9 protein-coding genes are annotated in these 14934 nt (G+C 36.2%); 4 read left to right on the forward strand and 5 right to left on the reverse strand.

All coding sequences use genetic code 11. The features are described 5' to 3' along the window. The 4 genes from CW751_RS13040 to CW751_RS13055 form a co-directional block, all read right to left on the reverse strand. Complete coding sequence (locus tag CW751_RS13040) at window positions 1-1389, reverse strand: dipeptidase (RefSeq protein ID WP_101335470.1); 1389 nt, start codon at window positions 1387-1389, stop codon at window positions 1-3. 191 nt (window positions 1390-1580) lie between these two features. Continuing rightward, the gene (gene gpmI / locus CW751_RS13045; RefSeq protein WP_101335471.1) at window positions 1581-3098 is read right to left on the reverse strand and encodes a 2,3-bisphosphoglycerate-independent phosphoglycerate mutase; all 1518 of its coding nucleotides are present in this window, start codon (window positions 3096-3098) and stop codon (window positions 1581-1583) included. Next, window positions 3085-3981 (reverse strand): sensor histidine kinase, encoded by an 897-nt coding sequence (locus tag CW751_RS13050; protein WP_101335472.1) that lies wholly within the window; start codon window positions 3979-3981, stop codon window positions 3085-3087. The genes gpmI and CW751_RS13050 overlap by 14 nt, the downstream gene beginning before the upstream one ends. Before the next feature lie 3 nt (window positions 3982-3984). Beyond that, the gene (locus CW751_RS13055) at window positions 3985-5886 is read right to left on the reverse strand and encodes an amidophosphoribosyltransferase (RefSeq protein ID WP_101335473.1); all 1902 of its coding nucleotides are present in this window, start codon (window positions 5884-5886) and stop codon (window positions 3985-3987) included. 190 nt (window positions 5887-6076) lie between these two features. Here CW751_RS13055 and CW751_RS13060 point away from each other — a divergent pair, with 190 nt between their 5' ends. The 4 genes from CW751_RS13060 (at window position 6077) to CW751_RS13075 (ending at window position 13347) form a co-directional block, all read left to right on the forward strand. Beyond that, window positions 6077-9958, forward strand: a complete 3882-nt coding sequence (locus tag CW751_RS13060) for a DUF7948 domain-containing protein (RefSeq protein ID WP_101335474.1) — start codon at window positions 6077-6079, stop codon at window positions 9956-9958. 91 nt (window positions 9959-10049) lie between these two features. Beyond that, on the forward strand, window positions 10050-11240 hold the full coding sequence (gene kbl / locus CW751_RS13065) for a glycine C-acetyltransferase (protein WP_101335475.1): 1191 nt from the start codon (window positions 10050-10052) through the stop codon (window positions 11238-11240). Window positions 11241-11298: 58 nt separating this feature from the next. Beyond that, the gene (locus CW751_RS13070; protein WP_101335476.1) at window positions 11299-12645 is read left to right on the forward strand and encodes a sensor histidine kinase; all 1347 of its coding nucleotides are present in this window, start codon (window positions 11299-11301) and stop codon (window positions 12643-12645) included. 3 nt (window positions 12646-12648) lie between these two features. Beyond that, on the forward strand, window positions 12649-13347 hold the full coding sequence (locus CW751_RS13075) for a response regulator transcription factor (protein WP_101335477.1): 699 nt from the start codon (window positions 12649-12651) through the stop codon (window positions 13345-13347). 707 nt (window positions 13348-14054) lie between these two features. On the opposite strand, the gene CW751_RS13080 is transcribed toward CW751_RS13075, so the two are convergent. After that, window positions 14055-14741: a TapB family protein gene (locus CW751_RS13080; protein WP_133122224.1), complete on the reverse strand. Its 687-nt coding sequence runs from the start codon at window positions 14739-14741 to the stop codon at window positions 14055-14057. Between the last annotated feature and the right edge of the window lie 193 nt (window positions 14742-14934).

The following is a 14934-nucleotide window of genomic DNA, read 5'->3' on the forward strand; positions in this document are numbered from 1 at the left end:
TTATTTGTTTAATTGCGCAAACTCATCAAAGAAATATGGAATGGTTTCTATACCTTTATAGAAGTTGAATAATCCGTAATGTTCATTAGGAGAGTGAATCGCATCACTAGCCAATCCGAAGCCCATTAAAACAGTTTTCAAACCGAGTACTTCCTCGAATAATGCAACAATTGGAATACTTCCACCACTTCTTAATGGAATTGGTTTTTTTCCAAATGTTTTTTCCATAGCATTACTCGCGGCAATATATCCATTGGAGTCGATTGGAGTTACTGCGGGTAAACCACCATGATGTGGATGAACCTTTATACTTACACTATCAGGGGCGATACTTTCAAAATATTCGGTAAATAAACTTGTAATTTCATCAGGGTCTTGGTGAGGTACTAAACGCATTGAAATTTTAGCATACGCTTTAGAAGGAAGCACTGTTTTTGCTCCTTCTCCAATGTATCCTCCCCAAATACCATTGACATCTAAAGTTGGTCGAATTGAACTTCTTTCCAATGTCGAATATCCTTCCTCACCTGCAACATTTGGTATGTCAATTGAACTTTTATACTCATCAAGATCAAACGGTGCTTTGGCCATTTCATTTCTTTCTTCTTCAGTTAATATTTCAACCTTATCATAAAAACCAGGAATGGTAATTTTATTTTGATCATCTTTTAACTGAGCGATCATTTCTGATAAAATATTAATTGGATTGGCAACAGCTCCACCATACAGTCCTGAGTGTAAATCTCTGTTCGGACCTGTAACTTCAACTTCTACATAACTTAAACCTCTCAATCCAGTTGTGATAGATGGATGCTCATTTCCGATTATTCCAGTGTCAGAAACCAAAATAATATCTGCTGCAAGTCGCTCTTTTTGTTCTTTTATGAAAATGGCTAGATTAGGACTTCCTACCTCTTCTTCGCCTTCTATCATAAACTTAACATTACAAGGTAATTCTTCATTTTTAGCCATTGCCTCAAACGCTTTCACATGCATAAAAACTTGTCCTTTATCGTCGCAAGCTCCTCTGGCAAAAATGGCACCATCTGGGTGTATCTCTGTTTTTTTTATGATTGGTTCAAAAGCTGGTGAATCCCATAAATCAATTGGGTCTGCTGGTTGAACGTCATAATGTCCGTATACTAAAACAGTAGGTAGTTTTGGATCTATTATTTTTTCTCCATAAACAATTGGATGACCTTCTGTTTCACATATTTCTACCTCGTCTGCACCTGCTTCCTCTAAATGTTTGGCAACCAATTGAGCGCCTTTGAGTACATCGGATTTGTTTGCTGGATCTGCAGATACGGAAGGAATACGTAATAATTCAAAAAGTTCGTCTAAAAATCGTTGTTGGTTATTGGCTATAAATTCTTGTGTCTTTTTCATTGATGTTCTTTTTTTGTAAAGTTAAAAAATAAATAGAACTCTATTATAAGATACTTTGTTGTGAAACTGACCTTAGGGCGTAATTTTTAAATATAGAATTTTCATCAGAATAGAGGGTATTCTTATAAATTAGAGGTACTATTTCGAATTATAAAGTTAGATGTGGCTGTTTGAGCTCCCCAATTGTTTGCCTATTCAATCAAATTTTTACCTGTCATTTCCTTTGGTATAGCGATGTCCATTCTTTTGAGAAGCGTAGGAGCAACATCTGCTAAAACACCATTTTTTATTGTTAATTGATCATTAGTAAGGTAAACTACAGGTACTGGATTTAAAGAATGTGCAGTGTTGGGAGACCCGTCTTCATTGATTGCCATATCTGCATTTCCATGGTCGGCAATCACCATCAATTCGTAATCGTGTTTTTGCGCTGTCTTCACCACTTCGTTTAAACACTTATCTACAGTTTCTACTGCTTCGGTAATTGCCTGATAAACCCCAGTGTGACCTACCATATCTGGATTAGCGAAGTTTAAACAAAAGAAATCGGGTTGATTTGTATTAATCTCCTTTTTGATTTTATCGGTAACTTCGGGAGCGCTCATTTCGGGTTGAAGATCATAAGTAGCAACTTTAGGCGAGTTAACAAGAATTCTTTTTTCACCTGGGAAAACTGCTTCTCTTCCTCCGGAAAAGAAAAAAGTAACGTGAGGGTATTTTTCTGTTTCTGCAATTCGAACTTGCGTTTTTTGTGCCTTTGATATTACCTCTCCTATTGTGTTTTTTAAATTGTCTTTTTCAAAAATTACGTCTACATTTTTAAATGTATCATCGTAAGCAGTCATCGTAAGTAAATCAAGATGTAAAGGTTCCATCGGATACCCTTCAATTTTTTCTTGATTGAGTACCGTTATGATTTCCCGAGGTCTATCGGTTCTAAAGTTAAAACTAATGACTAAATCTCCGTTTGCTATCGTTGTGTCTTTATCATTCTGAAGATAAGAAGCCGGAAGGAACTCATCGGTAACACCTTCATTGTACCAATATTCAAAAACATCTTGTGCGCTTTTAAAGGCTTGACCTTTTCCGTGTGTAACTAAATCATAAGCTTCTTGAATGCGCTCCCATCTTTTGTCGCGATCCATTGCAAAATAACGTCCTATAATGCTAGCGATTTTGACTGGAGTATGCGCAATGTGTTGCTCTAAATTGGCAAAGAAACGTTTTCCACTTTTTGGATCACAGTCTCGTCCGTCTGTAAAACCATGAATATAAACTTCATTGAGTTCATGTTGCGTGGCCATATCACAAAGCGCATGCAGATGAGATTGTGAGCTATGGACGCCACCTTCTGAAACAAGACCTAAAAAATGAACCTTTTGGTGTGTTGCTTTTGCTTTTTTAAACGCTTCTTGAAGTACTGGAATATTGAAAAAAGATCGATCTGCTATTGATTTATTAATTCGTGTAAGCTCTTGATAAACGACTCTTCCTGCTCCAATGTTTAGGTGTCCCACTTCTGAATTTCCCATTTGTCCTGCAGGTAATCCAACATTTTCTCCAGATGTCAAAAGAGAAGCATCTGGATATTTTTTAATTAATCCATCCATAGTTGGCGTTTGGGCATTAAAGATAGCGTCAGATGAACTTTTGTCACCAATTCCCCAGCCATCTAATATGATTAAACCTACTTTTTTACTTTTTGACATAATGTGTTATTTTAAAATGTGATCCCTTTGGTTGATTTTGTAGATATGTGATTTGATCTCCATGAAAAACAATGAGGTTTTTAACAATATACAAACCCAGCCCTGTTCCTTTTTGTACACGGGTTTCTTCATTACCAAGGCGAATGAATTTTCCAAAAATATCCTTTTTAAATTTTTCAGGAATTCCTTTTCCTTGATCTTTTACTCCCCATGTAATGATGTTCTTATCCTTTTTTAAATAAACTTCAATTTTTGGATGATCTCCAGCATATTTAAAAGCGTTTTCTAAGAGGTTGTGTAAAACAGTTTCAATAATGAATAAATCAACTTTAGCTGAAATGTTTTTCTCTAGGTTTAAATTAACATCTATTCTATTTGTTGACCATTTTGATACAATTTGAGTGATTTGCTCACTTAAATTATAGGTTTCAAAATTCAATTGTAAACGGTGATTCTCTATGCGGGTTGCGGTAAGAATGTTTTCAATCATGCCTTCCAAACGCTTGTTCTCTGTAATTGCTTGTTGAATAAGCGTTTCTTGTTCTGGACGTTTAAGCGCTTTCCGTTTTAAAAGCGTTTGTAGGTATAACTTATTGGAAGTAAGTGGAGTTTTTAATTCATGGGTTACAGATAATAAAAAGTTATTCTGCCTTCTGGAAAGGCGCATTTCTTTTTGTATGGAGTTTCTTATTTTCCATAATCCAAGCAAAAGCAAAACGAAAAACACCAAGCCTTCACCAATAATCATGATGATGCGGTTCTTTTGATAGTTAGCACTGTTTACTGCAGAACTCAACTCTATCAAATGATAACCCCACCAAATAAACTGCAAGACCACATAAACTCCTAAAATGTAGAAAAATAATGCGGTTTGTTTTTTCATGATTTAATATGCTCTATTTGTATTGCCCTCAATATAATAAGTAAATGCTTTGTTCACAACTTTATTTCCCCCTGGTGTGGGGTAATTGCCTGTGAAATACCAGTCGCCTTGATTATCTGGACAAGCTTCGTGAAGATTTTCAATTGTTTGATAAACAATTTCCAATTCAGCTTTCATTCCTATTGGTTTAAGTAGTTCAGCAATTTTTTTGGAAATTTCATCAGCAGTGAAAGGAGCGTAAATTTCTTTCACGTAATTTTTTATTTGTTCTTTAGGTAAGTTGGCTTGTTCCTTACACTTGCGATAAACATCATTGATGAGGTAACCTTTTCCTGTTTCTTTTAACAACTCAATTGCCGCTTCAAATGCTATGAACTCACCCATTCTTGCCATGTCAATACCGTAACAATCTGGATAGCGTATCTGTGGCGCAGAAGATACAACCACTATTTTTTTAGGGTCTAAGCGATCTAAAATTCTTAAAATACTTTGTTTAAGTGTTGTTCCACGTACTATTGAATCATCAATCACCACTAAATTGTCTTGGTTTCGTTTTACCGTTCCGTAAGTAATGTCATATACATGCGCCACCATATCATCGCGGGCATCTTCTTGTGTAATGAATGTTCTTAATTTAGCGTCTTTAATAGCAATTTTTTCAAATCTTGTTTTACGGGTAAGTATTTTTTCTAACTCCTCATCTGTAATATTTGCACCTAAATTCTTTATTGCTTCTCGCTTCTCTATATTTAAAAAATCCTCAAGTCCTTTCATCATGCCGTAAAATGACATCTCAGCTGTATTTGGAATGAAAGAAAATACAGCATCATCCAATTCATTATTGATGCTTTTTATAATTTGAGGAATTAATAATTGTCCGAGTTTCTTTCTTTCTAAGTATATGTCGTGATCATTTCCCCTTGAGAAATAAATGCGTTCAAAGGAACACGCCGCACGTGTTACGGGTTTGTTGACTTCTAACTCACTTACCTTTCCATTCTTTTTAACAATGAGGGCGTGACCTGGTTTCAATTCTTTTATGTCGCCTTTCTTTAGATTAAAAGCCGTTTGAATAACTGGGCGCTCTGAGGTCACTACACAAATCTCATCGTCTTCATACCAAAATGCAGGACGAATTCCAGCAGGATCTCTCAAAACAAAAGCATCTCCATGTCCAAGTAAGCCAGACATCGTGTATCCTCCGTCCCAATCTTCAGAAGCGCGCTTTAATATTTTTTGAATGTTAAGGCCTTCTGCAATCTTCGAGGTGATTTCTTTATTGTTGTATCCTTTAGCTTTGTATTGTTGGAACAATTCCTCATTTTCCACATCTAAAAAATGACCTATCTTTTCCAACACGGTTACCGTATCTGATTTTTCTTTGGGATGTTGACCAAGGTTTAAAAGTACCTCAAAAAGCTCATCTACATTGGTGAGATTAAAATTTCCAGCAACAACTAAGTTTCTAGTCATCCAATTGTTTTGACGTAAAAAAGGATGACAACTTTCTAAGCTGTTTTTTCCAGAGGTTCCATAGCGGAGGTGACCTAAAAATAACTCTCCTGTAAACCCTGCATTTTTCTTCAGATAATCAACATCTTTGAGTAAATCGGGATTTTTTTCTTCGATGGCTTCAAACCTTTTGTTGATGCCAGTAAAAATCTCTTGAATCGGCTTTTGATCAATCGAACGGGTTCTAGAAATATAACGTTCACCAGGGTTCATGTCTAATTTAATATTAGCCAAACCTGCGCCATCTTGACCGCGATTATGTTGTTTTTCCATCAATAAATACATCTTGTTCAACCCATAAAAGGCTGTTCCATACTTATCAATATAATATTCAATTGGTTTTTTTAAACGAAGAAGTGCTATTCCGCACTCATGCTTGATTGCATCACTCATGATATAGTTGTTTGTCTGCTGCAAAAATAGAGTTAATATCTCTTTTATCCATAAAAAAATGATCTCTGTTTTTTTAAATCATCATTTTAGGCAACGTATTTGGTTTAATTCAGTCTATTTCATACAAGTAAAGGTTTGAAAATCCATTGAAAATTTGGTTTAACAAATAGAACTTCTGTATATTTAAGTGATGAAAAATATCATATTGTCATTATTTGGTTTGTTTTTGACGCTCAACGTTTTGCTGGGGCAGAATGATGGCGTGTGGTTTGAGCCAAATCGTGGGCAATGGGATGGTCGTATTTTATATAAGGTAAGCCTTTCCAAAGGTGACTTTTTTGTTGAAAAAGATAAATTTACTTATGCATTATCAGATATTGATAAAATTCATACCGCTGCACATGAGGGGAAAGCAGTTGGTGATATAAAACATCATACAATTCATACGCATTTTTTAAACAGCACATGGCAAGGTGAAGTTGAAGAAAGTAAACCTTCTAAATTTTATAAAAATTACTTTATTGGAAATGATCAATCAAAGTGGCAAACTAACATACATGCTTTTAAAGTCCTTCGTCTTAGTGATTTTTATCCAGGAATTGATTTGATTTTAGAAACTTCTTCAGAACACATTAAGTACTCTTTTGAGGTTCATCCGGGTGCAGATCCCAGTCAAATTCAACTTTTTTATGAAGGTATGACCGCCTTAAATGTTCAACCAAACGTTATTGATATTCAAACAAGATTTGGGACAATTAAAGAAAAAGATTTGAAGGTTTGGACGCAAGCCTCTGATGGAGGGGGTACAACTGTAGATGCTCAATTTGAAGCGGTGGAGGATACGGTCGTTTATGCCTTTTCTAATGGTTATGATTCAACAAAAACCTTAATTATTGACCCAAGTTTAACATTTTCGACTTTTACAGGGTCCACATCCGATAATTGGGGATTCACAGCTGCGCCAGATGATGATGGTAATTTATATGCTGGAGGAATTGTGTTTGGAACAGGGTATCCTATTTCAACTGGTGCTTATGACGCTTCTTTTAATGGTGGTGATAATCATTCTAAAATAGACATAGGAATTAGTAAATTTTCGAGTGACGGAACTTCTTTATTATATTCCACTTATTTAGGGGGAAGTGGAAATGAAACGCCGAATTCTATTATCACCAACAATCAAGATGAGCTTTTTATTTTAGGTATATCAACTTCTCCAAATTATCCCATTGGAGCAAATGCTTTTCAATCTGTAAACCAAGGTGGTTTTTCTACAACACAAATTGGTATTGACTTTAATGGTTCAGATATTGTCATTTCTAAATTAAATGCCAGCGGAACAAGTTTATTGGGTAGTACGTATTTCGGAGGTTCAAAGAATGATGGTTTGAATATCAGTACGTTGAATTATAATTATGGTGATGTTTTTAGAGGAGAAATTATCCTTGATTTAAATGGAGATGTATTAATTAATAGTTCAACGCATTCAACCGATATACCCATAGTAAATGGTGCCAATACTACAATAGGTGGTGCTCAGGATGCAATTGTTGCAAAATTCCAGCCCGATTTAAGTAATCTCATCTGGTCGAGTTATTTTGGAGGCGATCAAGACGATGCTGGTTATTCCATTCAAGTTTCTTCCACCAATTCAATTTTTATTTCAGGAGGAACAAAGTCAACAGGTTTGCCATTTTCTGGTGGTCATCAATCTTCTTTTGGAGGGGGTTCTGCTGATGGATATGTAGCTGAATTAGATGGTAATACATCAGCGGTTTTAAATGGAACTTATATAGGGACAAATCAATATGATCAATCTTTCTTTGTTCAGTTAGACCAATCAGATCGGGTTTATGTGTTTGGGCAAACAACAGGTCCTATGACTATTAGTTCAGGTGTGTATTCAAATCCAAATTCAGGGCAGTTTATTCAACAATATAGTGCTGATTTATCAACTCAAAATTGGTCGACTATAGTTGGTGGTGGAAATGGCGTTGTTGAAATTTCACCGACTGCCTTTTTAGTTTCTAACTGTAATGAAATCTACTATACAGGATGGGGTGGAATGGTTAATCGATCGGTACAGGCTACAGCTTCAACATCAAATGGTTTTCCTACTACTTTCGATGCATATCAGTCCAATACGAATGGCAGTAATTTTTACATTGGAGTTTTGTCGGAAAATGCAACAGCCTTAAATTATGGAACGTTTATGGGAGGTGTGGCAAGTAGTTCAAATCATGTGGATGGTGGTACAAGTAGATTTGATAAGCAAGGGCGAATATATCATGCTGTTTGCGGCGCATGTGGTGGAGATGATAACGGGTTTACAACAACCCCTGGAGTTTTTTCAACAACCAATAATAGTTATAATTGTAACTTAGCGGCATGGAAGTTTGATTTAGGCGCTATTTATGCCGCCACATCTTTACCGAGTAGCTATATTTGTTTGCCAGATTCTGCCCATTTTTCAAATGACTCTCAAAATGGTTCTGCTTATTTTTGGGATTTTGGCGATGGAACAACCAGTACTGCTTTTGAACCTAGTCATTTTTATGATACCCCAGGAATATACGAAGTTATGTTTGTAGTTCAAGATGTTGAGGGCTGTTTTGATCCAGATACCACTTACCTGGAGGTTGAGATAGGCGAGTTTAATGGTGCAGTTGTACAACCTGGAGTAACAATCTGTCCCCAGGAACCTTTTCAGTTAGAAGCTTCTGGAGGAATGGCTTATGAATGGAGTCCTTCTATATATCTAGATGATGCATCCAGCCCTACACCAATTGCAACGGTTGATACAACAACTACCTTTTCTGTTATTATTACTGATTCCTGTGGTCGCGATTCGCTTTCTATTACATTAACTGTCATTGAAGAATCAGTTACAACCAGTGATGATCTTGAGATTTGTATTGAAGATACGGTTCGCATTTGGGCGGATGGTGGACAAAATTATTCCTGGACGGCGGATCATCCCAATGCCATAATTGGGGCTGATGATTTAGATACAATTCGTGTGGCGCCAACTCAAGATACAGAATTTACCGTTGAGGTGGAGACGATAAATGGTTGTATTTTAACCAAAACAGTGAATATTGAGGTCTTTTTGGAAGAACCATCCCCTGTTTTGAATGACTCTGTTCCTTTCTGTGAAGGAGATGAAGCTGTGGTCTTTGCTAGTGGTGCGCCTACTATTATCTGGTCGCCAAATATAAATATTAGCGACACCATAGGTTCTCGTGTTAGTATTTTAAGTGATCAGGATCGATGGTATTATGTTGACTTTACTAATCCTTGTGGAACAGTAAGAGACAGCGTGTTTTTAGATGAAATAGTGGTTGACGCTCAAGCTGGAAACGACACGATCGTTTGTCCCCGAGAAAAGGTGGATCTTTGGGCTAGCGGTGGTGTTGTGTATAGTTGGAAACCCGATTTTAATGTTGCCGACCCCAACAGTGCTGCCACAACAGCGAAACCAAATATACCTACAACGTATACGGTAAACGTGACGGATAATTACGGCTGTGTTGATACGGCTCAAGTGGAGATAGAGCACTTTCCGCAACCTTACTTGCAGGTAAGTGCAGATTATTTCGGGTTTGTTGGTGATGAAGTCCCATTGTCGGCAGAGAGCAATCAGCCTGGAGGAAATTACGCTTGGTCACCTACCGAATTTTTATCTTGTGTAAATTGTACTCAACCAATTGCTACGCCTCCACAATCAATGGTTTATACGGTTTCTTATGTGGATGAAAACGGATGCAAAGCAACAGATGAAGTAGCTATAAAATATGAAGCTTTGATTTATGTGCCTAATACTTTTACACCCGATGGCAAAGGAACGAATGAAGTTTTCACTGTTAAAGGAGGGAATATCACTTATTTTGAATTAGTAATTTATAACCGTTGGGGCGAGGAGATTTATCGAAGTACAAACATGGAAGAGGGGTGGGATGGAACCTATAACGGAAAGCCATGTAAAGATGGAACCTACGTGTGGAAGATCACTTATGAAGATATCGAATACAACCGAGAAAAAATGGTAGGGCATGTAAATCTCCTGCGCTAACTTGTATGCGAAGACAGCTGTCTTTTGTTCCGTAAAATAGCTTAAATCTGCTTAAATTGTTTAGTTTTGTTATTCAATAAAATCAAATAAAATGTACGGAAATATTAAGAATCATTTAGCAAAAGAGCTTGAGCAAATTAAGGCGGATGGCGTTTATAAAAGAGAGCGTGTAATTACAACTCCTCAGGATGCAGAAGTAACTGTTAAAAGTGGTGACGAAGTAGTAATTATGTGTGCAAACAATTATCTAGGTTTGTCTTCACATCCAGAGGTGATTAAAGCTTCGAAAGATACTTTGGATTCACACGGTTTCGGAATGTCTTCTGTTCGTTTTATTTGTGGTACACAAGATATTCATAAAGAATTAGAAAATAAAATTGCTGATTTTTATGGTAAAGAAGATTCGATTCTTTACGCAGCAGCTTTTGATGCAAATGGAGGTGTTTTTGAACCTTTATTCGGTAAAGAAGACGCAATTATTTCAGATGAACTCAACCACGCTTCAATTATTGATGGTGTGCGTTTATGTAAAGCGCAAAGGTATCGCTATAAACACAGTGATATGGCTGATTTAGAAGAACAACTCAAAAAAGCACAGGATCAAAGACACAGAATTATTGTTACCGATGGTGTATTCTCAATGGATGGGGATTTTGCGAAGATGAATGAAATTTGTGATTTGGCAGATAAATATGACGCACTTGTAATGAGTGATGAGTGTCATTCAGCTGGTTTTATTGGTAAAACAGGAAGAGGTGTGCCAGAGTATTACGACTGTATGGACCGTGTAGATATTATTACTGGTACTTTAGGAAAAGCACTTGGTGGAGCGATGGGAGGTTATACTGTAGCCAACCAAGAGGTAATCGATATGTTACGTCAACGTTCTCGTCCGTATTTGTTCTCTAACTCTTTAGCGCCTTCATTAGTTGGTGCATCGATAAAGGTATTTGATATTTTAAATGAAAGTACTGAGTTAAGAGATCGATTAGAAGAGAATACAAAATACTTTAAAGATGCAATTATTGCAGCTGGATTTGATATTGTAAAAGGAGATTCACCTATCGTTCCTATTATGCTTTATGACGCAGCACTGTCACAAGAATTTGCTGATAAATTATTGGAAGAAGGCGTTTATGCTATTGGTTTTTTCTATCCAGTTGTGCCTAAAGAAAAAGCGCGAATTCGTACGCAAATCTCTGCGGGACATACAAAAGAACATTTAGATAAAGCGATAGCGGCCTTCATTAAGGTTGGGAAAGAATTAAAAGTTATTGATTAATCTTTTATTTTTACTGAGGTTTACATTGTTTTTATGTAAATCTCAGTATTTTTAAAGTATGAATAGGAAAACTATAAATGCGGTAATCATCATTGGCGTTCTGTCAATAATTACCATATTAATGGTTCAAGTATCTTGGATAAATCAGACGATCAAAGCACAAGAAGACGCATTGATTTTACAAGAGCGGCAAGATAGCCTAAACATACGTCAGTTTGAAGAGTCTGTTCGAGTAGCTTTGCGTAATGCTGTTGAGGAAATTGGATCTCATCATGTTGATAGTTCCGATTTATATGGAGCTGTAAAGCAAAAAAGTTCTAACTATTTTTTAGTTGATATTAATGAAAATCTTCATCCTTACTACCTCGAACAATTACTCAAACGTACCTTCTACGATCATAATATAACCCAAAATTTCCAATACGGAATTTATGATTGTTACAATGATAGTATCGTTTATGGAAATTTAATTCGCTTTACGCGTGATTCTCTCTATGCACCAGCTACAGATACGTCTATTGGTGTGACTTCTCCGCAACTTTCTTGGACGAGAGATGGACATTATTTTACAGTATATTTCCCTGAATTGTTGGGACAGTCACAGTCTGACCTGTTGGTTGATGAGTCGCCTTGGTTGTATGTTGCTTTTGTAGCCGCTATATTATTGATATTCTTCGCATTTGCAGTCACTGTTATTATTCGACAAAAAAGAATTTCAGAAGTTAGAACAGATTTCGTAAATAACATGACACATGAATTAAAAACCCCTATTTCAACTATAGGTTTGTCAAGTGAAATGTTATTAAATGCTGATTTCAGCAAGGATCCGAAGCGTTTAAAACAATACGCCAATGTTATTTTTAAAGAAAATAAACGTCTTGAACAGCAAGTAGAACGGGTTTTAAACATGGCTAAATTAGATAAAAATGAACTAGACCTTCATTTGGAAACAATCGATATTCATGAATTGATAACAGAAACGGCAGAGAATTTTAGATTTAATCAAACGTTATCTGGAGGAGAAATAGAGTTGAAATTAGCGGCGCAAAAATCATTAGTCGAGGCTGACCTCGTTCATCTCACGAATATCATTTATAATTTGCTAGATAACGCTGTAAAGTACACGGAAGGAGTTCCAAAAGTTATTATTGAAACCCGTAATAACAATAATGGTGTTTTTATAACCGTTCATGATCATGGAATCGGTATCTCAAAAGATCAGATTCAACAAGTTTTTGATCAATTTTATAGAGTGCCAACAGGTGATCAGCATGATGTGAAAGGGTTTGGACTAGGTCTTTATTATGTGAAATTGATTATTGAAAAACTCGGAGGGAAAATATCCGTTCGAAGCAAACTAGGAGTCGGAAGCTCGTTTGAGTTATGGCTTGCACAAAAAAGATAGAAGATGACACCAAAAATATTATTAGTAGAAGACGATACCAGTTTAGGATTTGTAATTTCTGATCAATTAAAAATGGAAGGCTATGAAGTAACCTTAGCCTCAGATGGAATGGACGGATTTAAAAGGTTTAATGAAGAAGATTACCATCTCTGTATTTTCGATGTTATGATGCCAAAGAAAGATGGATTCAGCTTAGCAGAAGACGTACGAAAAATCAATAAACAAGTTCCCATCCTTTTTTTAACGGCCAAATCCATGACTGAAGATAAAGTGAAAGGATTTAATGTCGGTGGAGACGATTATTTAACGAAGCCTTTTAGTTCGGCGGAATTAAAGGTGCGGGTAAAAGCTTTGCTGAAACGTGTGGATATACAAACAGAAGCTGATGAACAGAGCGAAATGCATTTTGGTGATTTCATTTATGACATACTTAACTATACGCTTAAGGGACCAGATTTCGAAAAGAAATTAACTAAAAAAGAAGCGCACATTCTAAAAATGCTCGGTAAATTTGAAAATCAAGTTGTACCCCGAGAGTTGGTTCTTAATGCCGTTTGGGGAAAAGACGATTATTTTGTGGGTAGAAGTTTAGATGTTTTTATCACCAAACTAAGAAAGTACTTTACATCCGATCCACGCGTGATTATCGAAAATATACACGGAATCGGATTCAAATTATATGTCAAAGAGAATTTGAACTAATTACCCAACCCTTGTCAATAAAGCTAAAATTCAAAGTCCCGTCAGTTCGAGTGATTTTATGCAGTGCCAACGCAATAAAATTTTATCGAGATTTTCTTTGAATCATAAACGATGTCAAGTTTTTGTGCTTTTCTATATAGACTTTGCATTGGGAGAAAAAGACATCCCCGTCAGTTCGAGTGATTTTATGCAGTGCTAACGCAATAAAATTTTATCGAGAACAAGGGAGTCCCAAAGTCAATTGTCTTTTAACAATATGAGCGATTCAGGCACAGCTTTTTTTGAATGAACTTTTAGGGTTGAGAAAAGGGATTCAGTCAGTAGCCTGAGAACTCTACAGTCACTTTGCTGCAACCAGTATAATGTTTGGAAAGGAGGGTTCCTCGTCGTGCCTTTTGGAATGAACATTTATGAATGAAAAAAAGAGATTCCTCAGTCATCCCGAGTTCTCGGGACTCCTTCGGAATGACAAGCTTCATGGGTATAGGAAAGGGGGAAATATGCTGAAGCGGAGCTTCAGCATATTTCCCCCTATAACTACAACCAACTGCCTGTCATTCCGAACAGCAGTGAAAATCTTTGATTTTTACTGGTGGAGGAATCTTTTCTTCTTTCGCACTTCGTCATATGAAGAGCTACAATCTTTGATTTTTACTGGTGAAAAACCTCTCAAACCTTCGATTGAATTGCTTCTGTTGTAAAGTTTGTTAGTTTTTTAATGCTCCTAATTCGGAATAGCCCATTAACTTGTCTTTGTGGTTATACGACTCTGTTCTTACAGCACCAAATCCAGGTAAAAACCAAGTTATTGTTGCGTACTCTTTATTGACTAATTTACTTTCAATTTTAGTATCCTGACTTATTTTAAGACACTCAAAAGTACCAGCTTCTGTTTCGATGGTTTCAACACCTTCAATCTTTCTGTTGATTACTCGCATTTTCATAGTAAACGACATAAAACCTGAAGAGCCTGTAATGGTCATTTCCCCATCTTCTAATTCGGTATTTTGATTTAAACTTGTTGGGAAGTCAATTTGAGTACCTTCCATAGTGACCTTCATAGACTCCAGAGAACTCAAGGTTTCCGCTGGCATCATTTCACTCATGTCCATTTTGTACACACCATCTTCACATTGAACTGTTGAAGTTCCCTCATGGATTAACTCTTTTTTCTTATCAAAAATGGTCGTTTTTATTTCCCATTCTGAAAGCGTACCACTGTGGTTGGTGTTTACAACTGCTTGTTTTGACATTCCTGTGAGCTTCCCCTTCTTGTCATAATTCAACATTTCCCATTCTGTATCCTTTTTTAAATAGTCAGTGCTCATGCACTCTTGAGCGTAAGCCCCAAAAATAAACGTAGAAAAGAGAAGTAACAAAATTATAATTTTCATAATGGTATGTAATTTAATGTTTTAATAAGTGAAAGTAGAAAATAATATTAAAACATGAATAGAATTGATTATTATTTTAATTTTGCATCCATGTTATTTAGGGTAAACCCTAGTTTTTTAGATTAAAAAATGGCCCTGTGGCGCAACTGAAATTAAAATTATTTAGTTGCTCTCCACATCACCATTAAAAAAA

It is taken from the genome of Brumimicrobium salinarum (assembly GCF_002844555.1).
GTDB classification, from domain to species: Bacteria; Bacteroidota; Bacteroidia; order Flavobacteriales_D; family Crocinitomicaceae; genus Brumimicrobium; species Brumimicrobium salinarum.

Coding starts and splice junctions, on each gene's coding strand:
- gpmI (WP_101335471.1), bottom strand. CDS start 3,098: ATGTCAAAAAGTAAAAAAGTAGGTTTAATCATATTAGATGGCTGGGGA.
- CW751_RS13040 (WP_101335470.1), bottom strand. CDS start 1,389: ATGAAAAAGACACAAGAATTTATAGCCAATAACCAACAACGATTTTTA.
- CW751_RS13060 (WP_101335474.1), top strand. CDS start 6,077: ATGAAAAATATCATATTGTCATTATTTGGTTTGTTTTTGACGCTCAAC.
- CW751_RS13070 (WP_101335476.1), top strand. CDS start 11,299: ATGAATAGGAAAACTATAAATGCGGTAATCATCATTGGCGTTCTGTCA.
- CW751_RS13080 (WP_133122224.1), bottom strand. CDS start 14,741: ATGAAAATTATAATTTTGTTACTTCTCTTTTCTACGTTTATTTTTGGG.
- kbl (WP_101335475.1), top strand. CDS start 10,050: ATGTACGGAAATATTAAGAATCATTTAGCAAAAGAGCTTGAGCAAATT.
- CW751_RS13050 (WP_101335472.1), bottom strand. CDS start 3,981: ATGAAAAAACAAACCGCATTATTTTTCTACATTTTAGGAGTTTATGTG.
- CW751_RS13055 (WP_101335473.1), bottom strand. CDS start 5,886: ATGAGTGATGCAATCAAGCATGAGTGCGGAATAGCACTTCTTCGTTTA.
- CW751_RS13075 (WP_101335477.1), top strand. CDS start 12,649: ATGACACCAAAAATATTATTAGTAGAAGACGATACCAGTTTAGGATTT.